The organism is Pseudarthrobacter sp. fls2-241-R2A-127 (genome assembly GCF_030209355.1).
GTDB lineage: Bacteria > Actinomycetota > Actinomycetes > Actinomycetales > Micrococcaceae > Arthrobacter.
Window position 1 is genome coordinate 21,696 of sequence record NZ_JARVSF010000007.1, and the last position, 24,919, is coordinate 46,614.

Consider the following 24,919-nt stretch of genomic DNA (forward strand, 5'->3'; position numbering starts at 1 on the left):
AGGCGCTTAGTGGCCGAACGGGTCGGGATCGACGCCGGGCATCCAGATCAGCCCTGGAACGCCCCACCCGTTCTTCTTGGCCTGCTTGAGGGCCTTGCGGGAGTAGCGGTCCATTAGCCGGTTGACATACAGCTTGCCGTCCAGATGGTCGAATTCATGCTGGATGACCCTGGCAAACCAGCCCGTGGCCTCAAATTTCACCGGCTCGCCAAAACCGTCGAAGCCTTCCACCCGGGCCCACTCGGCCCGCTTGAGCGGGTACTGCTCGCCCGGGAAGGACAGGCAACCCTCTTCCTCCTCGTCCGGGTCCGGGGTGGCGCCGGAGACCTTGGAGAGGGTCAGGACAGGGTTCACCAGCACACCGCTCGGGGGAGCGCCGTCGTCGTTGGCGTACTTGTAGACAAAGATCCGCTTGCCGACGCCGACTTGCGGTGCCGCGAGGCCCACACCGTTGGCGGCGTCATTGGTCTCGAACATGTCGGCAATCAGGGTCCGCAGTTCGTCGTCGAAAACCTCGACTTCCGCTGCCCGGCGGTGCAGGACGGGCTCGCCCCAGATGGTGATCGGCAGAACGGTCATAGTATTAGTCCTTCGGCTTCGAGGCCGGCGCCGCCGGCATCACTGCACGTACCTTGGTGGGACACAACAAGGGAGGCCGCACCGGATATTCCGGTGCGGCCTCCCTTGTTGACGGCTGCAAGTGCCGCCCCGTGAGGGTGAGCGACGGGGGTTGAACCCGCGACCTCCTGGACCACAACCAGGCGCTCTGCCAACTGAGCTACGCCCACCATGAGCTTCAAGGGCTTTCCGTGTTACCGGCTCCCTGGAAACGCAACTCAAATAGCTTACCTGCTCGGAAGGGGTGCTTCGTCCACTTTCGGCGATTTCCGCGAAATTTCATCCAAACGTGGCGCAGATTACTCTCCGGCCAGGCCGGCCGCATCGTCGCTGGTGATGCGCCGGGCAATCTTCTGGGCCGTGGTGCTGTCGGGCCCGGGCGCCGGCACGAACACCGCTTCGCGGTAGTAACGGAGTTCGTCGATGGAGTCCTTGATGTCACCCAGTGCGCGGTGGCCGCCCTTCTTGGCCGGTGACTGGAAGTACGCCCGCGCGAACCAGCGGCGGGAGAGTTCCTTGATGGTGCTGACGTCGATCACCCGGTAATGCAGGTGCTCCACGACGGCGGGCATGTCGCGGGAGAGGAACACCCGGTCGGTGCCCACGGAGTTGCCGCCAAGCGGAGCCTTCCTCGGATCCGGAACCCAGGCCGAGATGTACTCCATGACGGCGGCCTCGGCCTCCGCCATGGTCTTGCCGTGGGGGAGTTCCGCGAGGAGCCCGGACTTGGTGTGCATGTCCCGGACGAAATCGGACATCTGGGCGACAGCGGCATCCTCGGGCTTGATGACCACGTCCACACCGTCCCCGAGGATGTTCAGTTCCGAATCGGTGACCAGGGCTGCCACCTCGATGAGGGCGTCGTTCTTGATGTCCAGGCCGGTCATTTCGCAGTCGATCCAGACGATTCGTTCGTTAGATATAGGCACCGGACCAGCCTACCGTTACACTCCCGGACGCCCGGCCGATGCTAGGATTTCGCATACGCGGCGGGGCGACCCGCCGCCCTCGAGTACGTCCCCGGCCGCCCTCGCGGTCCGCCGGGCCACAGCGGAAACGCAAGAAGATTGGACATTCCTGAGATGACGGCGGCCGGTACTGCCCCGGGCGGCGGTGCAGAAGTGGACAATCCCCGCTCGCCCCTGCTTGCCGGGTTCCTCGGATCGATGTTCATGATGATCGGTTCGGCCGGCGTGGGCTGGCTCGCGCCGGTCTCCGAACTCCGCCGTATGCCGCTGTTCATTTGGATGCGCACCGAAGCGCCGGGCGTGGCACTGTCCATCGTCCTGGTCGCCGCAGGGGGCATGCTGCTGGTGCGTGCCTGGCTGCGGCTCGGCCAAAAAGTGCGGGTATGGGGCGACCAGGCCCGGCGTGCCACCTTGGCGGCGGTGGTGGCGTGGGGACTCCCCATGATGTTCAGCGTGCCGTTGTTCAGCCGCGACGTCTATGCCTACATCGGCCAGGGGCGGCTCATGGTGGAAGGGTTCAACCCCTACGAACACGGCATATCCGCACTGTCCAACTACTTCCAGTTGGGGGCTGACAAGCAGTGGACCGAAGCCCCCGTTCCGTACGGCCAGCTGTTCCTCTGGATCGAGCAGTTCGTCGTGTGGGTAACCAGCGTCCAGCCGGAAACCTGCATCATGCTTTTCCGGCTTGTTTCCCTGGCCGGCGTGGCGCTCTGCGTGATCTATGTGCCCCGCCTGGCAGCGTTGCACGGCATCAATCCGCACCGGGCCCTGTGGCTCACCGCTGCCAACCCGCTCTTCCTGACCAACTTCATCGCCAGCGTGCACAATGACTCGCTCATGATCGGGCTGGCACTTGCCGGGCTCTACTACTCCGCGACCCGCCGCGAGGTCCGGGGAATTGTCCTGGTCACGCTGTCCATCGCCGTCAAGCCCATCACCATCGTCTTCCTCCCGTTCATCGGCCTCCTCTGGGCGGGGAGGAACGCTGGGTGGCTGCGGAAGTTCGCGTTCTGGGCCCTCACAGCTGGCCTGAGCCTGGCATTGCTGGCCCTCATGAGCATGGTCAACGGCTTCGGCTTTGGCTGGATCAACGGGCTCTCCGCCCCCGGAAGCATCTCCATCTGGTATGCCCCGGTGGGCCTGATTGGCATGGTGGTGGGTTCCCTTTCCAACGCCTTCGGGCTGGACGGCTCAGTCCCGGCGGGTTGGGTTTTCGACGCCGGCAAGCTGCTGGCCGTGGCCATCCTCGCCTGGCAGATCCTCAAGGGCGACCATGACCGCCTGATGCGCCGGCTCACGCTCGGCCTGGCCGCAGTGGTCCTGCTGGCGCCCATCATCCAGTCCTGGTACGTGGTATGGCTGATCCCGTTGTTTGCCGTGACCGGCATCCGCAACGACTGGCAAGTCAAGGCCCTGTACTTCGTGGTGTCGTTCTTCATGATCTACGCCATTTCGGACCAGCTGGACGTGTTCCCCTACTTGCAGACCCAGGACCTGGGCTTCGCCCTCCTGCTGGCCCGGATCGCCGCGGCCCTGACCGCACTCCTCTTTGGGCTTTACCTGATCTTCTGGGATCCCGGCACCCGCCGGCTCTTCCGCAAGACGCACGAGCCCGTCGTCGAACGCCCGGTGATCTAGCGGTACTCAGCACCGCCTGCGGCGCCGAGGCTAGGACTTGCCGGTGCCGGCGCCGATCCTGCGCAGGGCCTCCCTGCGCGACAACGGACTCAGCTCCTGCCCATGCCGGGCGACGAAATCGGCTACCCATTCCGGTGACGTTTTGGCGAACTCGCGCAGCGCCCAGCCAATCGCCTTGCGGATGAAGAATTCCTGGTCCGCCATGTTCGGCTCAATGACGTCGGCGAGCAGCGCCCTGTCGGTGGCCTGCTTCGCCCGGAGCTGCGACGTAATGGACGCGCGCCGGATCCAGAAGTCCGGATCCCGGCTCCATGTCCTGAGGACAGCGGACATCTCGGCAGGGTGCACCAACAGCAGCCCGCAGATCCGGCCGGACACGCCGTCCACAAAGTCCCACCAGGCGCCGGTGCGGATGATTTCCTCGTACACCGGCAGCATCTCCAAGTCGTTGGCAAGCAGCCGGTTGGCGGTCAGGTCGATGGCTGCATAGCGCTCTTCCCGGAACGCGGCCGTGCGCCACAGTTCCAGGACTGTGGCGCGCAGCCCGGCGGCCGATGCGGGGGGAAACTCTGACGTGGCCTGCGCCGCGATCCGGCGGACATTCGGGACACGGACCCCCAGGGACGGCACCGAAGATTTCATGTAAGCCTGCGCACCGGCGGCACGCGCGGGATCGGACAGCTCCCACAGTGCGCTCTTGACTGCAGCGATAAGGTGCTGGTCGGGTCCCGCTTCCATGTGGCAACTCTAACCAGCCGGGATCCGGCCGGATAACGTATTCTGTTTAGCGCTAACAAAACTTACTGTGAAGGACGCCATGCCCGGAACCGAAGTCCACCTGGCCCACGGACCCTACACCGCCGTCGTGACCACCCGCGGCGGCGCCCTCCGAGAGCTGCGCTGCGGTGACCGGAACCTGGTGGTGGGCTTTGGCCCGGGAGGCGCTGTGCCCGACTACCGGGGCGTCATCTGCGCGCCGTGGCCCAACCGGCTTGCGGACGGCACCTATCCCTATGCCGGCACGTCATATGCTGCAGCCGTCAATGAGCCCGAACGCGGCTCCGCCCTGCACGGGCTGGCGATCCACCGCGCGTGGGCGGTCCAGGAGGCTGGCGCGGACAGGGCGGTCCTGCGCTGCCGTATCCCGTCCGGCCCGGATTATCCCGGCGACCTTGAGCTCACGGTCACGTACTCCCTTTCGGACGACGGCCTCCAGGGAACAGTGCAGGCGGTCAACGCCGGCACCCGGCTGGCGCCGTACGGGGTGTGCCCGCATCCCTATCTGGTGGCCGGTCCTTCCCCCTTGGATGACTGGTCGCTGGAATTTGCCGCCGGCACCTACCTGGAGGTCACGCCGGACCGGCTGCTGCCCGTGGGCCTGCGTCCGGTCGAGGGAGGCGACTTCGACTTCCGCTCGTCCCGGCTCCTTGGCCAGGTCAAGATAGACCACGCTTTCAAGGACATATCCCGCGACGCTGCCGGGCTGGCACGCGTCCGGGTCCTTGATCCATCGGGAACCGGCGTTGAACTGGAATGGGGGCCGGAGTGGCCCTGGGTCCAGGTGCATACGGGGGATAAGCCTGTTGGACCGGACCGCCTGGGCCTGGCGGTTGAGCCCATGACGTGCCCGCCGGACGCCTTCAATTCCGGAACAGACCTGATCCATCTCGAGCCGGGCGGGTCCCACTCAGCAAGCTGGACCATCCGCGCCGTGGACCAGCGGGACTAACGGGAGCCGGCTGCCGCGGCTCGGGTTGTTGCGGCCGCGCAGTCCGCCCAGCCGGCACGCTCCAGCCATGACGCACACAGCCCCGTCCACTGTCCGGGGCCGGGGTCCCCAACCGCCAGGCCCAGGCCGTGGCGCCCCGCAGGGAAGACGTGCAGTTCGGCGGGAACGCCGGCGGCTATCAGGGCCTTGGCGTAGTTCAGGCTGTTGGCCACCGGGACGGCGTCGTCGTCCGCGGTGTGCCAGAGGAAAGCCGGCGGGGTCCGGGCCGTCACGTTCAGCTCGGCGGACAGCGCCACGAGGAGGTCCGACGGCGGCAGGTCGCCCAGGAGGTTGTCCACCGACCCCTGGTGCATGTCCTGGACCATGGACACCACCGGGTAGCAAAGGATCGAGAGGTCAGGGACGGCGGCGTCGACGTCGAGGTCCCGGTTGCCGGTGATGGTTGCGGTGGAGAGCGTGGCCGCCAGATGGCCGCCGGCCGAGAATCCCAGGACCCCCACGCGCTTGTGGTCCACGTCGAGCCCGTGCGGTCCGCTCCGGATGAAGAGCATGGCCTCCTTGGCGTCTTCGAGGGGCGCGGGGTGGCGGTCCGGGGCCACACGGTAGCGCAGGACAAAAGCGTGGATCCCCAGCGAAGCGAGCCATTCCGCCACCGGTTCCGCTTCGTGGTCCGCCTGGCGTGCGTAGCCGCCGCCCGGCAGGACAAGGATGGCCGGGTGGGGGCCGGCAGCATCCGTGCGCGCCGGAATTGCGGTGATCCTGTGCGGCCTCATACGGCGGCTGCCTCGGTGCTGCGCCGCAGCGTGACCTCCCCGGTAACGGCCTCGGCAGGGGCGGCGTCCTGGTCCTCGCCGGCAGGCCGGGGGCGGGTGGCGCGGGTGGCCAGGCGACCAATATCTTCGAGCGGCAGGCGCACGGTGGACAAGGCCGGCCGGAAGTCCCGCAGCGTTTCGATGTCGTCGAAACCTGCGATTGAGGCGTCGCGGGGAATCCTCAGGCCCTCGGACCGGAGGGCTGCTGCGGCACCTATGGCCATCACGTCGTTGACAGCGAAAATGCACATCTTCGGCGCGGCGGCGTCCCCGGCGGCTGCCGCTTTGATCCGTGCAGCCAATTGCAGGCCAGCCTCGTAGCCGCCCGAACGGTTGAAGGCGCTCCTAAGCACCTCTGCCGGCCCGTGCCCGGCCCGGGCCAGGCCTTCCTGGAAGCCCCGGATCCGGTCATCAGAGGTGTACAGGCCTTCCGGGCCGCCAATAATGACGAAGTCGCCGTCGCGCCCGGCAGCAAGGTCAGCAGCCAGCCGGCCGGCAAGCTCCTGGTTGGGTACTTCAATGACGTGGTAGCCCTCCAAGGCGGTGGCGCCCACCACAGGATGGCCCACCACGGCCACCCTGCCGCCGTTGCGGCAATACCGGTCAAGTTCGGCAGCCAGCTGTGCGTTCCCTTCCTGGTCTTCGGCGCGGCAGGAGCGCGAACCGGCGATCACGATGGAGTCGGCACGGCGGGCGGCGAAGGCGGCCACGGCGTCCTTTTCTTCCGCTGGGCCGCCCCCGGTGGTGGCAAGGAGCACCATTTTCCGCTGTTCCCGAGCGGCGTCCTGGACGCCGCGGGCAATGGCAGCGAAATACGGGTCGGCGATGTCGTGGACTATCAGGCCGATAAGTCCCGAGCTGGATTTGGCAAGGCCCTGGGCCTGGGCGTTGGGGATGTAACCCAGTGAATCGGCCGCCTGGCGGACGCGCTCGGCAATGTCCTTGCCGGGAGTCCGGGCCGAGCCGTTCAGCACGCGGGACGCCGTGGCGGGCGAGACGCCGGCGAGGCGGGCAACCTCGGTAAGGGTACTAGCAGCCACAGCATCTCCTGGTGGTCGGGGCGGCCTCGAAGGCTAAGGACATTATGACAGTTCAAACTACTTCCGGAAAGCGCTTGCCAAGCGGAACGGCGCGGTGCATCATGGAAACAGAGGGAATGCGCTTTCCCAATTCGTCTTGAGTACACCTTGCTCACTCACCGTGGAGGACACATGGGCTTCGAAACTAAAACGATCCGTATTGCCATGAACGGCATCACCGGCCGCATGGGCTACCGCCAGCACCTGCTGCGGTCCATCCTGCCCATCCGCGATGCCGGCGGCTTCACCCTGGAAGACGGCACCCGCGTCCAGGTTGAGCCCATCCTGGTGGGGCGCAACGAGGCCAAAATCCGTGAACTGGCGGAGAAGCACAAGGTATCCGAATGGACCACCGACCTGGATGCCGTGATCAACGACCCCACCGTGGATATCGTCTTCGACGCTTCCATGACCAGCCTGCGTGCAGCCACCCTCAAGAAGGCGATGCTGGCGGGCAAGCACGTCTTCACAGAGAAGCCGACGGCAGAAACCCTGGAGGAGGCCATTGAACTTGCCCGCATCGGCAAGGAATCCGGCGTCACGGCGGGCGTTGTCCACGACAAGCTGTACCTCCCCGGCCTGGTCAAGCTCCGCCGGCTGGTGGACGAAGGCTTCTTCGGCCGCATCCTGTCCATCCGCGGCGAGTTCGGCTACTGGGTCTTCGAAGGCGACATCCAGGCAGCCCAGCGCCCGTCCTGGAACTACCGCAAGGAAGACGGCGGCGGAATGACCACCGACATGTTCTGCCACTGGAACTACGTGCTTGAAGGCATCATCGGCAAGGTCAAGAGCGTCAACGCCAAGACCGCCACCCATATCCCGGCCCGCTGGGACGAAGCCGGCAAAGAGTACAAGGCCACTGCCGACGACGCTTCCTACGGCATCTTCGAGCTCGAAACTCCGGCCGGGGACGACGTCATCGGGCAGATCAACTCCTCCTGGGCTGTCCGGGTCTACCGCGACGAACTGGTCGAATTCCAGGTGGACGGCACCCACGGCTCGGCTGTGGCCGGCCTGAACAAGTGCGTCGCCCAGCAGCGCGCCCATACCCCCAAGCCCGTCTGGAACCCGGACCTTCCCGTCACCGAATCATTCCGCGACCAGTGGCAGGAAGTACCGGCCAACGCCGAACTGGATAACGGCTTCAAGCTGCAGTGGGAGGAATTCCTCCGTGACGTCGTCGCCGGCCGTGAGCACCGCTTCGGCCTGCTCTCCGCCGCCCGGGGTGTCCAGCTCGCCGAGCTGGGCCTGCGGTCCAACGACGAACGCCGCACCATCGACATCCCGGAGATCACCCTCTAATGACTTCACTCATCCTTCCCTCCGAAGACGGCGGCACCAGGGAGTACCGGCTGCAGGGCGGCGCCACCTGGGTCCGCCCCACGGCGCCCCTGACCGCACGCCGGGCCTACGCCGCCGCCCATGTCATCCCCGAAGTGCTCGCCGACAACACCCCGGGTGCCCCCGCGCGGCTGGACTGGGACGCCACCATGGCGTACCGGCACGAACTGTGGTCCTACGGCCTCGGCGTAGCCGATGCCATGGATACCGCCCAGCGCGGCATGGGCCTGGACTGGTCCGCCACGCAGCAGCTCATCAAGCGCACAGGCGTGGAAGCTGCCTCCGTCGCCTCGGCCGGCAATGCGGCAACTGCCGGAAAGTCCGTCCGCGACCTCGTCTCCTGCGGCGCCGGAACCGACCAGCTCGACGTCGATGCCCTGCCTTCCGGCGAGGCCGGCATCAAAGCCGTCCTCGAGGCCTACCGCGAGCAAATCGCCGTCGTCAGCGAGGCCGGACCCAAGGTCATCCTCATGGCCTCCCGCGCCCTGGCGAAGGTTGCCAAGGGCCCCGAAGACTACCTGAAGGTGTACTCCACCCTCCTGCAGGAAGTGGACCAGCCGGTCATCCTGCACTGGCTGGGCACCATGTTCGATCCCGCCCTCGCCGGCTACTGGGGATCGGACGACGTCGCCACGGCCACAGAGACGTTCCTCGGCCTCATCAAGGACAACGCCGCCAAGGTGGACGGTGTCAAGGTCTCGCTGCTCGACGCCGGCCACGAGGTGGCCCTGCGGGCGTCCCTGCCCGACGGCGTCCGGCTCTACACCGGCGACGACTTCAACTACCCGGAACTCATCGACGGCGATGGCAGCCACCACTCCGATGCCCTGCTGGGAATCTTCGCGGCAATCTACCCCGCAGCATCGGTTGCCCTGCAGAACTACGAGTCCGGAAACGCCGCCAAGGCCCGCGAAATCCTCGACTCCACCCGGGAACTGGGCAAGCACATCTTCAGCGCCCCCACGTTCTACTACAAGACCGGCATCGCTTTCATGTCCTGGCTCAACGGCAAGCAGCCAGGCTTCCAGATGGTGGGCGGCCTGCATTCCGGCCGCTCGGTCTGCCACCTCGCCAGGACCTTTGAACTGGCGGACCAGGCCGGACTGCTGAGGGATCCCGCCTTGGCGGCCTTCCGGATGTCCGACTACCTGCGCATCAACGGGGTAGGGGTATGAGCAACTTCGCGCGCCTTTCCATCAACAGCGCCACCACCAAGAAATGGACGCTCGCCCAGGTCGTTGAGGGGTGCGTCAACGCCGGCATTCCCGCCATCGGGCCCTGGCGGGACCGCGTTGAGGAAGCGGGCCTGGACAAAGCGGCCCGCCTGATCAAGGACGCCGGCCTGCGCGTGTCCTCGCTGTGCCGCGGCGGGTTCCTCACCGCGGCCGACGCCGACGGCCAGGCGGCCGCGCTCGCGGACAACCGCGCAGCGATCCTTGAAGCGGTCGCCCTGGACACCCGGGAACTGTTCCTGGTGGTCGGCGGCCTTGCGCCGGGGGAGAAGGACGTCGTAGCGGCGCGGCAGCGGGTTGCCGACCGGCTCGCGGACCTGGTTCCCTTTGCCGCCGAACATGGCGTCCGCCTGGTCCTGGAGCCGCTGCACCCGATGTATGCGGCCGACCGTGCGCTGATCTCCACCCTTGGGCAGGCGCTGGACCTCGCAGCACCGTTCGATGCCTCAACAGTGGGCGTCGCCGTGGATACCTTCCACGTTTGGTGGGACCCGGAACTGAAAGCGCAAATCCAACGAGCCGGCAGGGAGAACCGCATCGCCTCCTACCAGGTGTGCGACTTCAACATGCCCATCGAAGCCGATCCGCTGCTGTCCCGTGGATACATGGGCGACGGCGTGGTGGACTTCGCCACGATCGGCACCTGGGTACGGGACGCCGGTTACACCGGCGACATCGAGGTGGAGATTTTCAACCAGGAGATCTGGGACACGGACGGCAACACCGTCCTGGCCACCGTCAAGGAGCGGTACGCAGAGCTCGTCCTCCCGTTCGCCTGACCTGGCCCGGAAGGCCGCACAGACCGCGGGCTCCTGCTACGTCACGGCAGGAGCCTGCGCCCCGCATGGAAGGACCCGGACCGCTGCAGAGCGGTCCGGGTCCTTCGTGGTTTCCCGGACTGTCCTAGGCGTACGCCGAGGCGAGCCGGCGGTACCGTGCCAGCACGCCGGCGTCGTCCGTTTTCCCGGGGAGGTCGACGGCGTCAGCGGCCCACGCGGGGAAATGTCCGGTGAGTGCCGCGGCGGCCTGGCGGGCCGCTCCGTCGGCGACGTACTCGCCTGGGCGGGGAACCGTGACGCGGGTTCCCAGCAGGCGCGCCGCGACGTCCTGAACTGCGCCGGACTGTGCGCCGCCGCCCACCAGGAGGATCCGGCGCGCGGCCACGCCCTGGTCCTGCAGCGCTGCCAGTCCATCGGCCAGGGAACAGACCACGCCTTCGACGGCGGCACGCGCCAGGTTGCCGGGGGTGTAGTTGGCCCGTGTGATGCCATGCAGCGAGCCGGTGGCATCCGGCAGGTTGGGGGTCCGCTCCCCATCGAAATACGGGACCAGGGTCAGCCCTCCGGCGCCCGGTTCGGCGGACAGCGCCAGCCTGTTGAACTCGGCCAGGTCCACGCCCAGCAGGGCTGCGGTGGCATCGAAAACGCGGGTGGCGTTCAAGGTGCACACCAGCGGAAGGTAGTGCCCGGCCGCGTCCGCGAATCCGGCCACCAGCCCCGATGCATCTGCCGGTGCTGTGTCCGAGACGGCAAAAACGGTTCCCGAGGTGCCGAGCGACATGACGACATCGCCCAGTTCCGCTCCTGCCCCGAGCGCGGCCGCCGCGTTGTCCCCGGCGCCGGCCCCGAGCAGGGCGCCCGCGGCGGTCCTGCCCGCCGGTTCCAACGGTCCCAGCACCTTCGGGAGGGCCGGGACGTGCCCCAGTGCGGATCCCAGGACGTCCGGCAGGTACCGGCCCTCCGCCGTCGAGTAGTACCCGGTGCCCGAGGCATCAGAGCGGTCCGTTGCCAAAGCGGCCAGGCCTTCCGTGCCGCTGCCCGGCCCGTAACCGGCGAGCCGCCAGGTCAGCCAGTCGTGCGGGAGGCACACGGCAGCGACCTTGGCGGCGTTGTCCGGTTCGTTCTCCGCAAGCCAGCGCAGCTTGGTCACTGTCAGTGAGGCCACGGGGACCGTGCCGGTGGCCCCGGCCCAGTACCGTGCGCCGGCAATGGGGTCTCCGTTGCCGGCGCTGTTGATGAGCTCCACGGCTGCCCCGGCGCTGCGGGTGTCGTTCCACAGCAGGGCAGGGCGGACTACCTCACCGTCCGCGTCGAGGCAGACCATGCCGTGCTGTTGCCCGCCGACGGAGATGGCGGCCACGTCATCCAGCCCACCCGCTTCGGCAACGGCTTTCTGCAGTGCCGTCCACCAGTGGTCCGGATGGACCTCTGTGCCGTCGGGGTGGCCGGCGCGGCCCTGGCGGACCAGTTCGCCGGTGTCCGCGTCGCGGACCACTACTTTGCAGGACTGGGTTGAACTGTCGATCCCTGCGACGAGTGCCATGGCCTAGCGGGCGCCCAGGAGGTGCTCGATGGCGAGCTGGTTGAGGCGGACGAACGCGAAGGAGCGCTCGCCAGCCTTGTCGGCATCGAAGTCCTCGAAGGATGCTGCGTCAGCGAGCAGGTCCGCGGTGCTTTCGCCGGCCTTGAGCGTGGGTTCGCCGAGTTCGAACACGCCGGAGGCCTGGAGCGCTGCCTGGACGTCGGGGTCGGCGCGGAAGGCGAGGGCGCGTTCCTTGAGCAGCAGGTACATGGACATGTTGGCCTTGGCGGATTCCCAGACGCCGTCGTAGCCGTCGGTGCGGGAGGGCTTGTAGTCGAAGTGGCGGGGGCCTTCGTACTTCGGTCCGCCGCCCGGGAAGCCGTTTTCGAGCAGGTCCACGGTGAAGAAGGCGCTGGTGAGGTCGCCGTGGCCGAACACCAGGTCCTGGTCGTATTTAATGCCGCGCTGGCCGTTGAGGTCGATGTGGAAGAGTTTCCCGGCCCAGAGCGCCTGGGCGATCCCGTGGGTGAAGTTCAGCCCGGCCATCTGCTCGTGGCCGGTTTCCGGGTTCAAGCCCACGATGTCGCCGTGTTCGAGCTGGGCGATGAAGGCCAGGCCATGTCCGACGGTAGGCAGGAAGATGTCGCCGCGGGGCTCGTTCGGCTTGGGTTCCAGCGCGATCCGCAGGTTGTAGCCCTTGTCCTTGATGTAGCCCGCTGCCGTGTCCACGCCTTCCTTCATCCGGTCCAGCGCGGCGGCAAGGTCCTTGGATCCGTCATATTCGCTGCCTTCGCGGCCGCCCCACATGACGAAGGTTTCGGCGCCGAGTTCTGCGGCGAGGTCGATGTTGCGCAGGACCTTGGAGAGAGCGAAGCGGCGGATGGAGCGGTCGTTGGAGGTGAAGCCGCCATCCTTGAAGACCGGGTGGCTGAACAGGTTGGTGGTGACCATCGGAACCTTCAGCCCGGTTTCGGCCAGGGCTGCGCGGAAGTTCTTCAGGATCAGCTCCCGCTCGGAGGCTGTGGCGTCGAACGGCACCAGGTCGTTGTCGTGGAACGTGATGCCGTAGGCGCCCAGTTCGCTGAGCCGGTGGACGGCTTCCACCGGATCGAGGGCGGCGCGGGTGGCCACACCGAATGGGTCAGCGCCGGTCCAGCCGACGGTCCAGAGGCCGAAGGTGAACTTGTCAGCGGGCGTGGGGGAAAGTGTCATGATGCGTCCTTGCGATCGGGTTTCCGCGGGATTGCGAAGCTTTAGTTCATTGCTTGAACTATATGAGCGGACGTAGGGTGGGGTCAAGGGTCCGGAGAGCCGCAACGGCGGGGCCCATCTGATGACTGAGGAGCTTTGTGATGGTGATGCCGGCGCCTGCGGTGGCGGGGCCCGGGGGGACGGCCCCTGGAAGCGTGGGTGACGTCCGGCGCAGCAACCTGGCCTTGGTCCTGGGAGCCATCGCCGATTTCCCGCCGGGAGCCCACCCCAGCCGTGCCCAGCTGGCAGCGGTCACAGGCCTGACCAAGGCATCCGTGTCCAGCCTGGTGCTGGATCTCCTGGACGCCGGCATCGTCCGCGAAATTGGCCTCAACCCGCAGGGGCGCGGGCGTCCGGGTGTCGGACTGGAACTCAACCCGGGCCGCGCAGTCATGGGGATGGAGGTCAACGTGGACTACATCGCCGCCGCAGTGGTTGACCTGGCAGGAGGCGTGCTGGTCCGCGAGGTGCAGGATCGGGATAACCGCAAGAGCGTGGACGGTCCTGTCATGGCGGCGCTCGGCGTCCTGGCCGCCCGGGTACGGAGTCTCGCAGGGGAGAAGGGAGTCGAGGTCCTGGGCGGCGGACTCGCCGTGCCCGGGCTGGTGGACCCTTCCACCGGGAGGGTGCTGACGGCACCCAACCTGGGCTGGGCCGGCGTCGACCTTGACCTTGCTGCCCTGCTGCCCGAAGCGCCGCTGGGAGTGGCCCTTTTCAACGAAGCGAACGCTGCCGCCCTGGCCGAGCTGCGGCACCGGCCGGATGGTGCATCGGATTTCCTCTTTGTCTCCGGCGAGGTGGGCGTGGGTGGCGGCCTGGTGATCGGGTCTGAACTCTTCACGGGCCCCGGCGGCCATGCCGGCGAAGTGGGGCACATCGTAGTGGACCCCGACGGCGGCCGATGCTCGTGCGGCGGGACGGGCTGCCTGGAAACGGTGGCAGGCCAGGACGCCATGTTCGAGGCGGCCGGGATCGGATCCGGCGGAAATTCACGCTCGGCTGCCATGGCCAAGCTCCTCCAGGCGCTGGACGCAGGGCAGCCGGGGGCGCTGGCCGCCGTCGAACGCGCGGGGCGCTGCCTGGGCATAGCGCTCGCGTCAACGGCGCGGGTGGTCAACATCGCCTCCGTCGTCCTGGGCGGCCACTTCGCCGTCCTCGAACCGTGGCTGCGCGGTCCGCTGCTGGAGAGCCTCCAGACGTACGCGCCGGGCATGTACGCAGCCGGCCAGGTCTCGGTCTCGGCCGTGGGGGAGTCGGGGGCGCTGCTGGGTGCCGCCGGCAGTGTCATCCGGTCGCTTGTCGAAGCGCCGCACAGGCTGCAGGCATAGCGGGGTAAACCGGAAGCGCACCGGTCCGAAGACCGGTGCGACGGCTGTGTGCCCGGGTCGCTGCGGGACTACAGCGGCTGGGAATCCATGGTCCGGCTCAGGCTGCGCAGTGGCGCCCGGCAGTCGGGTTCCTCAGGATCTGCCAAGGCTTGCCCAAGCATCTCCACAGATCTGCGCTTCCCTCCGTGGCGCGCTGGCAGACTTGTGCCGTCTCCCGGTATTACCGCCCGGCCCCAACCGAGGTACTCATGAAATTCTCTTCTTCACGCATGTCCGCGATCATCCTCGGACTGATTGTCACGATGGGCTGCGGCCTCCTGTCCCCAGCCGCTTCCGTCGCCGCTCCGGTCCCGGCGTTGGTCCCGGCCACGACCATCTCCGACTCGTTCACCAAACAGACCTTCGACCTGATTAACGCCGAACGCGCCAAGGTCGGGGCGCCGCCCTTCGTCTGGAACCAGAAGATCGCCGATGTATCCCAGGATTGGGCCAACCACCTGGGCGTCGCCACGATGGACCCGAACTTCGACTTCGCCACCATCCACCGCGCGGACGCCGGCGGCAACGAAATCCCCGCCGGCGCCACCTGGTACCGGGAAAACATCGGGTTTAACTTCAGCCCCGCGCAGCTGGTCGACTGGTGGATGAACTCTCCCGGCCACAAGGCAGCCATGCTTGACCCTCGGGGGACGGACGCCGGCATCGGCTACGTGGTTCCATCGAGCGGGCCCTACGCCGGCTGGCACCTGATGGTCTCCAATATGGCGGCCTACTCGACTACCCTGATCCCGTCATCCCCAACTTCGGCCACTGCCCCAACGGGGTCTTCCTATGCGGGGCATGTGCAAAACATTGGTTGGCAGTCCAGCGTCTCGAACGGCGAAACCGCAGGCACTGTAGGGCAAGGGCTGAGGCTGGAAGCGCTCCGCTTTCCTACGTCAGGACAAACGGTTCGAGCGCATGTCCAGAACATCGGCTGGCAAAATTACAGCACTGGGGCGACGACAATTGGTACTACCGGGTTGGGGCTTCGCATGGAAGCAATACAAATCAAATCCACAATTGCCGGTGAGGCAATCCGATGCCAAGCGCACGTCCAAAATATTGGGTGGATGCCCGAGGTCGGTGATGGTGAGGTTTGCGGAACCACCGGTCAGGGACTTCGCCTTGAAGCAGTGCGCTTCCGGGTAGTGGGACAGTAAAGACCTAATTGCCGAGCGAAAGCAAAAGCGGTCTGATCTACGTTTCCGTAGGTCAGACCGCTTTTCTATGTGCCCCAGGAGGGAATCGAACCCCCGACCGGCGGATTAGAAGGCCGCTGCTCTATCCCCTGAGCTACTGAGGCATCGGCTTCCGGCCTGTACGCCGGCGCCTCGAAAAGTTTACCTTGCCGGAGTTGCCGGCGCTGTCATATCGAACCAACTGTCCCTCCACAGCGGCCCCTGAACCCGCGTTGTCCACATACGCCGGTTCACCCCTCTTCTACTTCCGCTGTCCGGCGCAATGCTGGTCTTGCCTGCACAGGGCGCCACCATTGAGACAGGACGAACAGATGAGCGAAACGATCACCATCCGGGGCTTCGTGGCCACCGAAATCACGAGTTCCACCACGCCGGGGGGAGTGGCTACGGCCTCTTTCCGCCTCGGTTCCACCAACCGCCGTTTCGACCGGGAATCCAAAACCTGGCAGGACGGCCACACCAACTGGTTCACCGTCCAGGGGTACCGCCAACTCGCGGGGACCCTTGGATGCAGCATCAGGAAAGGCCAGCCGGTCATCGTCGTTGGCAAACTGAAGATCCGTACCTGGGAGAAGGACGGGCGCGTCTACCACTCCACCATCATCGATGCCGACACCGTCGGGCATGACCTGTCCCTGGGCTCGGCCAACTTCATCCGGACATCGTCACGGCCGGCGCTCTCGCTCGTGGAACCACCCCCGGCCTCTGATCCCGGCCCCCACGCCGGCTTGGACCAACTCCAGGATGAGCCCGAGGACACGGACGACGAACATCCGGACGATGAGGGCCATGCATCAATGGTCGTCCAGGACAACGACGGCGCCATGGCCTCACTCGACCTCGAAACGGGGGAACTCGCAGAAGTCTAGGAACCACGCAACAATCTTCAGCGCTTCCCGTCCGGACCCGGGCGGGCGGAACGGCGGCACCCCCCGGCCGACCACCGCCCGTCCGCCAACAGGACCATGGCAGAATGGCACCATGCGGCACACCCTTTCCCACCGGCAGAACAACCGGGCCGGTGCAGCGCTGGCGTGCGCCGTCCTGGCCACACTCTTGACAGGGTGCGTTGCCGGTCCGGCATCGAACCAGCCAACCATGAACCAGACCGGCACCCCGGCGTCATCGGCTGCCGCCCCGGCCACTCAGGGACAGTCCGCCCGGCCCCAGGCTTCCGCCCCCACCGGAGACGGCAGCGGCGGGGCGCTCGCGGACACCTCCGGAGCGTCGCCGGCCACCGACGCCGCAGCCACCGAGGCAGTGAAACGGACTGTCACCGACGCCCTGACCAAATTGGCCGCCGGTGCCCCCAAACCTGCCACCGGCCAGGTCAGCGACGCCCTGACGGGGGCGGGCATTGCCCCCGGCGTGCTCCAGGTCTCGCAAAGCCGTACGCCTACGGGGCTGGAAGCGGACGCCATTGAGGCGGCGGTGCTTCAAGGCAAGGACTGCGTGATCGGCCAGGTCCGGGAAGGGGCGGTGACTGTCACGGTCCTGCCTGTCCTCGCCAGCGGGAAGTGTTTTGTGGGGTCTTGATCGGGCCGCCGGACCACGGTAAATGTGAGATCTGCCCGCCGACCCACTAGATTTGAAACCATGGCGGAATTTATCTACACAATGACCAAGGCCCGAAAGGCCGTTGGCGAAAAGCTCATCCTTGATGACGTAAGCATGTCCTTCTTCCCGGGCGCCAAGATTGGTGTTGTGGGCCCCAACGGTGCCGGTAAGTCCACCATCCTCAAGATCATGGCCGGGCTGGACACGCCCTCCAACGGTGAAGCCAGGCTCAGCCCCGGTTACAGCGTGGGCATCCTGCTCCAGGAGCCGCCGCTGAACGAGGAAAAGACCGTCCTGGGCAACGTCCAGGAAGGTGTTGGCGAGATCTACGGCAAGATCCAGCGCTTCAACGAGATCTCCGAGGAAATGGCCAGCCCGGACGCTGACTACGACACCCTCCTCGACGAGATGGGCAAGCTGCAGGAAGCCATCGACGCCGCCGACGCGTGGGACCTCGATTCCCAGCTCGAACAGGCCATGGACGCCCTCCGCTGCCCGCCGGCGGACGCCGATGTCACCAACCTTTCCGGTGGTGAGCGCCGCCGGGTGGCCCTCTGCAAGCTCCTGCTGCAGAAGCCGGACCTGCTGCTCCTCGACGAGCCCACCAACCACCTGGACGCCGAAAGCGTCCTGTGGCTCGAACAGCACCTGTCGAGCTACCCGGGCGCCGTCCTCGCCGTCACCCACGACCGCTACTTCCTGGACCACGTTGCGGAATGGATCGCAGAGGTGGACCGCGGCCACCTGTACCCCTACGAGGGCAACTACTCCACCTACCTGGAGAAGAAGCGGGCCCGCCTTGAAATCCAGGGCAAGAAGGATGCCAAGCAGGCCAAGCGCCTCGCGGAGGAACTCGACTGGGTCCGCTCCAACGCCAAGGGCCGCCAGACCAAGTCGAAGGCACGCCTTGCCCGGTACGAGGAAATGGCCGCGGAAGCTGACCGCACCCGCAAGCTTGACTTCGAAGAGATCCAGATCCCGCCGGGACCCCGCCTCGGTGGCGTGGTGCTGGAGGCCAAGAACCTGCAGAAGGGCTTCGAGGACCGGACCCTGATCGACGGGCTGTCCTTCAGCCTGCCGCGGAACGGCATCGTGGGCGTTATCGGCCCCAACGGCGTAGGCAAGACCACGCTTTTCAAGACCATCGTGGGTCTGGAACCGCTCGACGGCGGCGACCTGAAGATCGGCGAATCGGTCAAGATCTCCTACGCGGACCAGAGCCGCGGGGGCATCGACCCCAACAAGACCCTGTGGGAGGTTGTCTCCGACGGGCTGGACTTCATCCAGGTCGGCAACGTGGAGATGCCGTCCCGTGCCTACGTTGCAGCTTTCGGCTTCAAGGGCCCGGACCAGCAGAAGAAAGCCGGCGTCCTGTCCGGTGGTGAGCGGAACCGGTTGAACCTGGCCCTGACCCTGAAGCAGGGCGGGAACCTGCTGCTCCTTGACGAGCCCACCAACGACCTCGACGTCGAAACCCTCAGCAGCCTTGAAAACGCCCTGTTGGAGTTCCCTGGCTGTGCTGTCGTTGTCTCTCACGACCGGTGGTTCCTTGACCGGGTGGCCACCCACATCCTCGCCTACGAAGGTGACGAGGAAAACCCCTCCAAGTGGTACTGGTTCGAGGGCAACTTCGAATCCTACGAGGAGAACAAGGTGGAGCGCCTGGGACCTGACGCGGCCAAGCCGCACCGTGTGACCCACCGCCGCCTGACCCGCGACTAACAGCGCGGACGCCGCAGCCAGGCAGAATGCAGAAGGCCGGCACCCTGACAAGTTCAGGGTGCCGGCCTTCTGTGTGCCTCCGGAGCTATGGCCCATCCGGGGTGGTGGGGACCCGCACCATACCCTCCTGGGCCACGGAGGCGACGTGCTGGCCTTCCCGGTTGAAGATTTTGCCGGTGGCCAGGCCGCGGGCACCCTGGGCACTGGGGGACTCCTGGACGTAGAGCAGCCAGTCGTCCACCCGGGCGGGCCGGTGCCACCACATGGCGTGGTCCAGGCTGGCAACGTTCATCCCGGGGGTGATCCAGCTCAGCCCGTGCCTCCGGAGGATCGATTCGAGCAGGGTGTAGTCGCTGGCGTAGGCCAGGGCTGCGCGGTGCAGGTTGGGATTGTCCGGCACTGGCCCCAGGGTTTTCATCCAGACGGCGTTGCGCGCCTCGCGGGGGCCGCTTGCCGAGACGTACAAGGCAGGGTCTACGTGCCGGATGTCGAAGGGCCGTTCGTACGCCCAGTGCCGGGCCACCGGATGGTCAAACTTTCCCAGCAGGTCCGCCGTGCTGGGAAGGGACTCCGGGTCCGGGATCCCGGCAGGCATTGCGGCGGAGTGGTCGATGCCCTCGGCTTCGACCTGGAAGGAAGCAATCATGGACAGGATGGGCACCCCGTCCTGGTAGGCATGGACACGCCGGGCGGAAAATGACCTGCCGTCCCGCAGCCGCTCCACGCCGAACGTGATGGGCTTGTTGGCGTCGCCGGGCCGCAGGAAGTAGCCGTGCATCGAATGGACCAGCCGGTCCGGATCAACCGTCCTGGTGGAGGCGACGAGCGACTGCGCCAGCACTTGGCCGCCGAAAACTCTGTGGTGCGGCTGCCGCTGGGAGGGGCCAAGGAAGATGTCCTCATCCGTCCGCGCGCCTTCCAGGTCGCCAAGGTCCAGCAGTTCGATCAGCGATGAGGTGGGATCGCCGCTGGGGGGCACCAGCAGTCCGGCTTCGGCTTCAGTCATGGTCCGACTCTAGACGGCGCCCGCCGGACCACTCAACCGGCGCGCAGCCGGTAGTGTTCTTGGTGTGTCTGATCTCCTCACTTCGTCCTTCCGCTTCGCCGATCCCAGGGACCTTGCGGACCTGAAGACGTTCGCCACCCGCGCCAAAGCAATTGACGACGGCGCCATCCGGCTCCAGGCCGCCGGTTCCGTCCTGGCGGCCTATGTGTGCGTCCTGCGGCCCCGGCTGCTTGGGGAATCGACACCCACCATCCTGGGCCTGCGCACCATGGCGTTGTCGGATCCGTCGGCAACAGACGTCACGGTGCCCCTGGCGGCCGTCCTGGACCGGCTTGCCCGCGCCGGCGCGTCCGACGTCGAGCTCCCGGTTCCGCCCACCACCGTCACCGAATCCTGGACCGGGGTGGGCGCGCCCCGGGCCGGATGGGAGTCGCTGGGCTCCCTCAGCGACGGGCGCCTGCGGGAGGCCGCCGAGGCCGGCATCGCCGAAGTGGCGGGCATTGTGCCGGATAAGCCCGGCGCCCTGATTGTGAATAACGCCCGGGCTGCCGTGTGGGGACGCGAACTGGACCAGTCCGGCCTGCCCGCGGGTGCCGCCTTCGCGGCGCTCACCCTAGGCTTCCTTGCGGACGGCGAGCAGGCGCTCTACCGTGCCGGCCGCTGGTTCAGGCTCAGCGGTCCGCGCGGGCACGTCCTGGCGCGCACCGGCAGCGGCCTCCTGTAACTTCAGGACTCCTGACGGGCCGGCGTCACGCGCCGGACGGACTATTCACCATGGACAGCGCCGCCCGCTCCATGTATTCCCACAGCGTTCCCTCGTACAGCGGCGGCAGCTCCAAGGCATCCACTGCCGCGCGCATGTGGAACAGCCACCGGTCTTTTGCCTCCGGTGTGACCTTGAAGGGCATGTGCCGCATCCGCAGGCGCGGATGCCCGCGCTCCTCACCGTAGGTTGTGGGCCCGCCCCAATACTGCTCAAGGAACATCAGGAACCGTCGCTTTGCCGGAGCCAGGTCCTCCTCCGGGTACATCGGCCGCAGCAGCGGATCCGTGGCGACGCCATCGTAGAAAACGTCGATGAGCTTCACGAACGTCGCGTGCCCACCCACGGCGTCGTAGAAGCTGTCGGTGTACGCCGGCTGGCTGAAGGGGTCGTTCTGCATCAGTTGGGGACGTTGCGGCTCGATGGGAATCGTCATGCTACTCGCCGGCTTTCTGGTCGGTCTTCTTGGTCTCCACGTGAGCCGAGGCCTGGTCTGTCGTGCCGTCGTCGGACTCATTAATCGGAAGGTAACGGCCCTGCGACCGGTTCCCCACGCGCAGGATCTCACCGTTGCGCAGGTACCAGATGGCGCCGTCGTCGGAGCGGACCCGGGTGATCCGGAGCCCCATGGACTCCACCACGCCCACCACCTCACTGGTTTCGATGACATCGCCGATGCCGTACTGGTCCTCGATGGTGATAAAGATTCCGGCCAGGAAGTCGCGGATCAGCTGCTGGGCGCCGAAGCCGATGGCCACGCCCAGGATTCCCACGCTGGTCAGCAGGGGAGCGATGTTGATGTCCAGGTTCTGCAGGACATACATGCCGGTGATGACTGCCACGAGGACGCCGACGATGCTGTTCAGCAGCGAGCCGATGGTCTCCGCCCGCTGGACGCGCCGTTCGTGGTCCAGGGCCCTGAGGGCAGGCGCCACCCACTTAAACGTAGGTTTCTTGAAGAAGTTGCTTCCCGACGCCACCCTCTTGGTAATGCGGGAGATGATGAAGGTGGCGACAAGCCAGATGCCGACACCGACGCCGAGGCTGATCACGATGCCCGGGATGCTGACGCCGACGGGCTGGCTGGAGGCTGGGGGAAGGATGGACAACATACTGACCATGGGGGGAAATAGCTCCTTGGGGGATTGCGCTGTTCTCCTTCAACCCTAGCGCCGGAGCGTGAAGCAACCCGCATCCTCATCCCGGGTGGTACAGCCCTCCGCTCCTAGGAAATTTCCTGCCCGGCCACCGTCACCGGCTGGTGCAGCACCGGGAAATTCACGCTGCGGGCAATGAAGCAGACCTGGTTCGCCTCATGGTGCAGCCCGGCCGCCAGGTCCACCTGGCCGGCGTCGGCCACGGTGACCCTGGGGTGCAGTGTCACCTGTTCGAACTGGCCGCTGCCGTCGCGGTTGAGCCGCATCAGCCCGGATGCCTCGTCCCGGTAGTCAGTGACCACCACGCCATGCTTCACGGCCACATGCAGGTAGGACAGCATGTGGCACTGCGCCAGGGCCGCCAGGAGGAGCTGTTCGGGGTTGTACCGCTCCCGGTCCCCATGGAACGTCGGGTCCGCTGAGCCCTTCAGGACCGGAAGGCCCGGGATGAGCACGTCATGGTCACGGGAGTAGCTCCGGTACGACGACGTGCCCCCACCCCGGTTGCCGGTCCACTGGACTGTCAGCGCGTACGTGTGTTCGCTGAGGCTCATCCGTCGCTGCCGTCCGGGAGCACGTCGGCGGCACGCGCGCGCAGGGCACGGGCCACGCCGTCGCGGTTTTCCAGCATCATCCGCCGCAGCGCGGCGCTTTCCGCAGGCAGTGACGCCAGGAAGGTGTCCGTCTGGTCGATGGTAGCCTGCGTGGTCAGCAGCGCTGGGTAGAGGCCGACGACGATCTGCTGGGCGAGTGCGTGGGTCCGGGTTGCCACGATGGCCGGCACCGCTGCGAAATACTTCTCCGCGTAGGGCTCCAGGAGCGACCGGTCACGGACCCGCATGAAGCCTGCCACGGCCGATCCTTGCAGCGCGTTGGACAGTTCGCCCTTGACCACGATCGACTCCCAGGCGGCCGCTTTTGCCTCAGCCGTGGGAAGCGCGGCCTTGGCCAAGGCGGCGGCATTCTGCCCGCTGGCGGTGTTGTCCCGCGCCAACTCGGCGTCGATGCCGTCCTGGCCCATCCGGCCGCCGGCCACCAGCGACGCCACAAGTTCCCAGCGGAGGTCCTGGTCAATGGCCAGCCCGTCCAGGGCGGCCGAGCCGTCCAGCAGGCCCGCCACCCGGTCCAGCTGTGACGCACTGCGGGCCAGGAGTGCAAAGGACTTCACGAACTGCAGCTGCGCGTCGGAACCCCCGGGAACCTCCGACGCCAGGTCCCACAGCCGGTCTACGGCTGATACGGCGGTGGCTTCGCGGTGTTCCTCGGCCACATAGAAGTTCAGGGTGGTGGCCAGCTGGCGCAGCTGGACCAGGATCACCGAGGAGTCCGTCTCTGCGGCGATGTTGGCCAGGATCAGCTCCACGTACGTCCGGGCCGGAGCCTGGCCGTCCCGGGCCGCGTCCCACGCCGAATTCCAGACGAGGGTCCGGGGCAGGCTGTCCTCAAAGTCCTTGAGGTGTGCGGTGGCGGTAGCCAGGGACTTCGGGTCCAGCCGGACCTTGGCGTAGGCGAGATCGTCGTCGTTGACGAGGATCAGGTCCGGCTGCGCCAAGCCGGCGACGCCCGGCACGTCCGTGCGTTCGCCGTCGACATCCAGCTCCTCGCGGTGCACCCGCTCCAGCTTCCCGGCGTCGGAGAGGTTGTAGAAGCCCACGGCAAGGCGGTGCGGCCGGATGGTGGGCCACTCCGGAACCGCGGACTGCACGATCGCCAGTGACTTCAGTGTCCCGTCCGCGTCCACGTCCAGCTCGGGGGTGAGGGTGTTGACGCCCGCCGTCTCCAGCCACTGCCGGCCCCAGCCGTCAAGGTCGCGTCCGCTCGCCTTCTCCAGCTCCACCAGCAGGTCGCGCAGTTCGGTGTTCTGCCAGGAATGCTTGGCGAAGTACTCCCGGACGCCGGCCATGAACTGTTCAGGACCCACCCAGGCAACCAGCTGCCGGAGCACCGAGGCGCCCTTGGCGTAGGTGATGCCGTCGAAGTTGACCTCGACGTCCTGCAGGTCGTTGATCTCCGCGAAGATGGGGTGGGTGGTGGGGAGCTGGTCCTGGCGGTAGGCCCAGGACTTCTCCACCGAAGCGAACGTGGTCCAGGCGCTGGTGAAGGACGTGGCCTCCACTGCCGCCAGGTGGGACATGTACTCCGCAAAGGACTCGTTGAGCCAGAGGTCGTTCCACCACCGCATGGTCACCAGGTCCCCGAACCACATGTGCGCCAGCTCGTGCAGCACCGTGATGGCGCGCCGCTCGATCTGGGCGCCGGTGACCTTGCTGCGGAAGACGTAGCCCTCCAGGATGGTCACCGCGCCGGCGTTCTCCATGGCGCCGGCATTGAACTCCGGCACGAAAAGCTGATCGTACTTTTCGAACGGGTACGGGCAGCCGAACTGTGCTTCGAAGAACCCGAAGCCCTGCCGCGTGAGCTCGAAGATGTTCTCCGCGTCCAGGTACTGCATGAGCGACTTCCGCGCGAACACCCCCAGCGGGATGACGCGTCCGTCCGAGCTGGTCACCTCGCTGCGGACCGACTGGTACGGTCCGGCGATCAGGGCGGTGACGTAGGAGGAGAGTCGCGGGGTGGGCGCAAAGGCCCAAACCGACCTGGCTCCGCCGTCCTCCGCGGGCGGGGCCTGCACCGGCTCCGGGGTGGGGGAATTGGAGATCACATCCCAGTGCGAGGGGGCCGTGACCGTGAACGCGAACGTTGCCTTCAGGTCGGGCTGTTCGAAGACGGCGAACATCCGGCGCGAATCCGGAACCTCGAACTGCGTGTACAGGTAGACCTCGTTGTCCACCGGATCCACGAACCGGTGCAGGCCCTCGCCGGTGTTCATGTAAGGCATCTCCGCCACGACGGTCAGTTCGTTGTGTTCCTCCAGCCCGGGCAACTGGATCCGCACGCCGTCGGACACGGCGGCGGGGTCGAGGACGCGGCCGTTCAGGGTCACGCTGTGCACGGTCCGGGTTACGGCATCAATAAAGCTGGACGATCCCGGCACAGCCGTGAATTTCACGGTGGTGGTGCTGCCGAAGACCTCTCCGCCCCGGGTCAGGTCCAGGCTGACATCGTAGGACTCGGCGGTGATCAGTTCTGCGCGCTCACGGGCTTCGGCGCGCGTCAGGTTCATACCTGGCAAAGGAGGGCCTCCAGAGAAGTTTCGGTTGCCGGCCGGTGGT

General features: G+C 66.7%; 23 protein-coding genes and 2 tRNA genes. 11 read left to right on the forward strand and 14 right to left on the reverse strand.

Going from position 1 to position 24,919, the window contains the following annotated elements; all coding sequences use genetic code 11:
* Window positions 1–6: 6 nt before the first annotated feature.
* The 3 genes from def to orn all read right to left on the reverse strand — a co-directional run bounded on the left by def (window position 7) and on the right by orn (window position 1,547).
* Window positions 7–579: a peptide deformylase gene (gene def / locus QRN53_RS04290; RefSeq protein ID WP_285242790.1), complete on the reverse strand. Its 573-nt coding sequence runs from the start codon at window positions 577–579 to the stop codon at window positions 7–9.
* Between the two features lie 136 nt (window positions 580–715).
* A tRNA-His gene (locus QRN53_RS04295) sits at window positions 716–788 on the reverse strand.
* Window positions 789–917: 129 nt separating this feature from the next.
* On the reverse strand, window positions 918–1,547 hold the full coding sequence (gene orn / locus QRN53_RS04300; RefSeq protein ID WP_285242791.1) for an oligoribonuclease: 630 nt from the start codon (window positions 1,545–1,547) through the stop codon (window positions 918–920).
* A 153-nt stretch (window positions 1,548–1,700) separates the two neighbouring features.
* Between orn and mptB the strand changes: the two genes are divergently transcribed.
* Window positions 1,701–3,227 (forward strand): polyprenol phosphomannose-dependent alpha 1,6 mannosyltransferase MptB, encoded by a 1,527-nt coding sequence (mptB, locus tag QRN53_RS04305; RefSeq protein WP_285242835.1) that lies wholly within the window; start codon window positions 1,701–1,703, stop codon window positions 3,225–3,227.
* A 30-nt stretch (window positions 3,228–3,257) separates the two neighbouring features.
* Here mptB and QRN53_RS04310 read toward each other — a convergent pair whose 3' ends face one another.
* The gene (locus QRN53_RS04310; protein WP_285242792.1) at window positions 3,258–3,965 is read right to left on the reverse strand and encodes a DNA alkylation repair protein; all 708 of its coding nucleotides are present in this window, start codon (window positions 3,963–3,965) and stop codon (window positions 3,258–3,260) included.
* Window positions 3,966–4,044: 79 nt separating this feature from the next.
* Here QRN53_RS04310 and QRN53_RS04315 point away from each other — a divergent pair, with 79 nt between their 5' ends.
* Window positions 4,045–4,956, forward strand: a complete 912-nt coding sequence (locus QRN53_RS04315; protein WP_285242793.1) for an aldose 1-epimerase family protein — start codon at window positions 4,045–4,047, stop codon at window positions 4,954–4,956.
* Here the strand turns inward: QRN53_RS04315 and QRN53_RS04320 are convergent.
* A complete protein-coding gene (locus QRN53_RS04320; protein WP_285242794.1) occupies window positions 4,953–5,729 on the reverse strand; it encodes an alpha/beta hydrolase in 777 nt (258 codons plus the stop codon). The two genes, QRN53_RS04315 and QRN53_RS04320, sit on opposite strands and share 4 nt — an antisense overlap.
* Window positions 5,726–6,808, reverse strand: a complete 1,083-nt coding sequence (locus QRN53_RS04325; RefSeq protein WP_285242795.1) for a LacI family DNA-binding transcriptional regulator — start codon at window positions 6,806–6,808, stop codon at window positions 5,726–5,728. The genes QRN53_RS04320 and QRN53_RS04325 overlap by 4 nt, the downstream gene beginning before the upstream one ends.
* Before the next feature lie 171 nt (window positions 6,809–6,979).
* Between QRN53_RS04325 and QRN53_RS04330 the strand changes: the two genes are divergently transcribed.
* From QRN53_RS04330 to QRN53_RS04340, 3 genes are read left to right on the forward strand one after another with little or no spacing between them, the layout of a single operon-like run.
* The gene (locus tag QRN53_RS04330) at window positions 6,980–8,149 is read left to right on the forward strand and encodes a Gfo/Idh/MocA family protein (RefSeq protein ID WP_285242796.1); all 1,170 of its coding nucleotides are present in this window, start codon (window positions 6,980–6,982) and stop codon (window positions 8,147–8,149) included.
* Entirely contained in the window at window positions 8,149–9,363 is a 1,215-nt protein-coding gene (locus tag QRN53_RS04335) for a dihydrodipicolinate synthase family protein (RefSeq protein ID WP_285242797.1), read from the forward strand. Before QRN53_RS04330 ends, QRN53_RS04335 begins: the two co-directional genes overlap by 1 nt.
* On the forward strand, window positions 9,360–10,199 hold the full coding sequence (locus QRN53_RS04340) for a sugar phosphate isomerase/epimerase family protein (protein WP_285242798.1): 840 nt from the start codon (window positions 9,360–9,362) through the stop codon (window positions 10,197–10,199). The genes QRN53_RS04335 and QRN53_RS04340 overlap by 4 nt, the downstream gene beginning before the upstream one ends.
* A gap of 124 nt (window positions 10,200–10,323) precedes the next feature.
* On the opposite strand, the gene xylB is transcribed toward QRN53_RS04340, so the two are convergent.
* Complete coding sequence (gene xylB, locus QRN53_RS04345) at window positions 10,324–11,742, reverse strand: xylulokinase (RefSeq protein ID WP_285242799.1); 1,419 nt, start codon at window positions 11,740–11,742, stop codon at window positions 10,324–10,326.
* 3 nt (window positions 11,743–11,745) lie between these two features.
* Window positions 11,746–12,933 (reverse strand): xylose isomerase, encoded by a 1,188-nt coding sequence (xylA, locus tag QRN53_RS04350; RefSeq protein ID WP_285242800.1) that lies wholly within the window; start codon window positions 12,931–12,933, stop codon window positions 11,746–11,748.
* A gap of 140 nt (window positions 12,934–13,073) precedes the next feature.
* On the opposite strand from xylA, the gene QRN53_RS04355 reads away from it, so the two are divergent.
* Both QRN53_RS04355 and QRN53_RS04360 read left to right on the forward strand, forming a co-directional pair.
* A complete protein-coding gene (locus tag QRN53_RS04355; RefSeq protein WP_285242801.1) occupies window positions 13,074–14,300 on the forward strand; it encodes an ROK family transcriptional regulator in 1,227 nt (408 codons plus the stop codon).
* Between the two features lie 248 nt (window positions 14,301–14,548).
* Window positions 14,549–15,502, forward strand: coding sequence for a CAP domain-containing protein (locus tag QRN53_RS04360; RefSeq protein WP_285242802.1), 954 nt, complete (start codon window positions 14,549–14,551; stop codon window positions 15,500–15,502).
* A 70-nt stretch (window positions 15,503–15,572) separates the two neighbouring features.
* Here the strand turns inward: QRN53_RS04360 and QRN53_RS04365 are convergent.
* Window positions 15,573–15,645: transfer RNA gene (locus tag QRN53_RS04365), tRNA-Arg, on the reverse strand.
* A gap of 207 nt (window positions 15,646–15,852) precedes the next feature.
* Here QRN53_RS04365 and QRN53_RS04370 point away from each other — a divergent pair.
* The 3 genes from QRN53_RS04370 (at window position 15,853) to ettA (ending at window position 18,820) form a co-directional block, all read left to right on the forward strand.
* Window positions 15,853–16,410, forward strand: a complete 558-nt coding sequence (locus QRN53_RS04370) for a single-stranded DNA-binding protein (protein WP_285242803.1) — start codon at window positions 15,853–15,855, stop codon at window positions 16,408–16,410.
* 112 nt (window positions 16,411–16,522) lie between these two features.
* Window positions 16,523–17,077, forward strand: a complete 555-nt coding sequence (locus QRN53_RS04375; RefSeq protein ID WP_285242804.1) for a DUF6993 domain-containing protein — start codon at window positions 16,523–16,525, stop codon at window positions 17,075–17,077.
* A 60-nt stretch (window positions 17,078–17,137) separates the two neighbouring features.
* The gene (gene ettA, locus QRN53_RS04380; protein WP_285242805.1) at window positions 17,138–18,820 is read left to right on the forward strand and encodes an energy-dependent translational throttle protein EttA; all 1,683 of its coding nucleotides are present in this window, start codon (window positions 17,138–17,140) and stop codon (window positions 18,818–18,820) included.
* An 85-nt stretch (window positions 18,821–18,905) separates the two neighbouring features.
* Here the strand turns inward: ettA and QRN53_RS04385 are convergent, their stop codons facing one another.
* Window positions 18,906–19,826 carry an acyl-CoA thioesterase gene (locus tag QRN53_RS04385; RefSeq protein WP_285242806.1) on the reverse strand — a complete coding sequence of 307 codons (921 nt, stop codon included), beginning with the start codon at window positions 19,824–19,826 and terminating at the stop codon, window positions 18,906–18,908.
* Window positions 19,827–19,890: 64 nt separating this feature from the next.
* Between QRN53_RS04385 and QRN53_RS04390 the strand changes: the two genes are divergently transcribed.
* Complete coding sequence (locus QRN53_RS04390; RefSeq protein ID WP_285242807.1) at window positions 19,891–20,550, forward strand: DUF8185 domain-containing protein; 660 nt, start codon at window positions 19,891–19,893, stop codon at window positions 20,548–20,550.
* A gap of 25 nt (window positions 20,551–20,575) precedes the next feature.
* On the opposite strand, the gene QRN53_RS04395 is transcribed toward QRN53_RS04390, so the two are convergent.
* The 4 genes from QRN53_RS04395 to pepN form a co-directional block, all read right to left on the reverse strand.
* The gene (locus QRN53_RS04395; protein WP_285242808.1) at window positions 20,576–21,025 is read right to left on the reverse strand and encodes a globin; all 450 of its coding nucleotides are present in this window, start codon (window positions 21,023–21,025) and stop codon (window positions 20,576–20,578) included.
* Between the two features lies 1 nt (window position 21,026).
* Window positions 21,027–21,710: a mechanosensitive ion channel family protein gene (locus QRN53_RS04400; RefSeq protein WP_285242809.1), complete on the reverse strand. Its 684-nt coding sequence runs from the start codon at window positions 21,708–21,710 to the stop codon at window positions 21,027–21,029.
* 104 nt (window positions 21,711–21,814) lie between these two features.
* Entirely contained in the window at window positions 21,815–22,300 is a 486-nt protein-coding gene (locus tag QRN53_RS04405; protein ID WP_285242810.1) for an OsmC family protein, read from the reverse strand.
* On the reverse strand, window positions 22,297–24,870 hold the full coding sequence (gene pepN, locus QRN53_RS04410; protein ID WP_285242811.1) for an aminopeptidase N: 2,574 nt from the start codon (window positions 24,868–24,870) through the stop codon (window positions 22,297–22,299). Before pepN ends, QRN53_RS04405 begins: the two co-directional genes overlap by 4 nt.
* Between the last annotated feature and the right edge of the window lie 49 nt (window positions 24,871–24,919).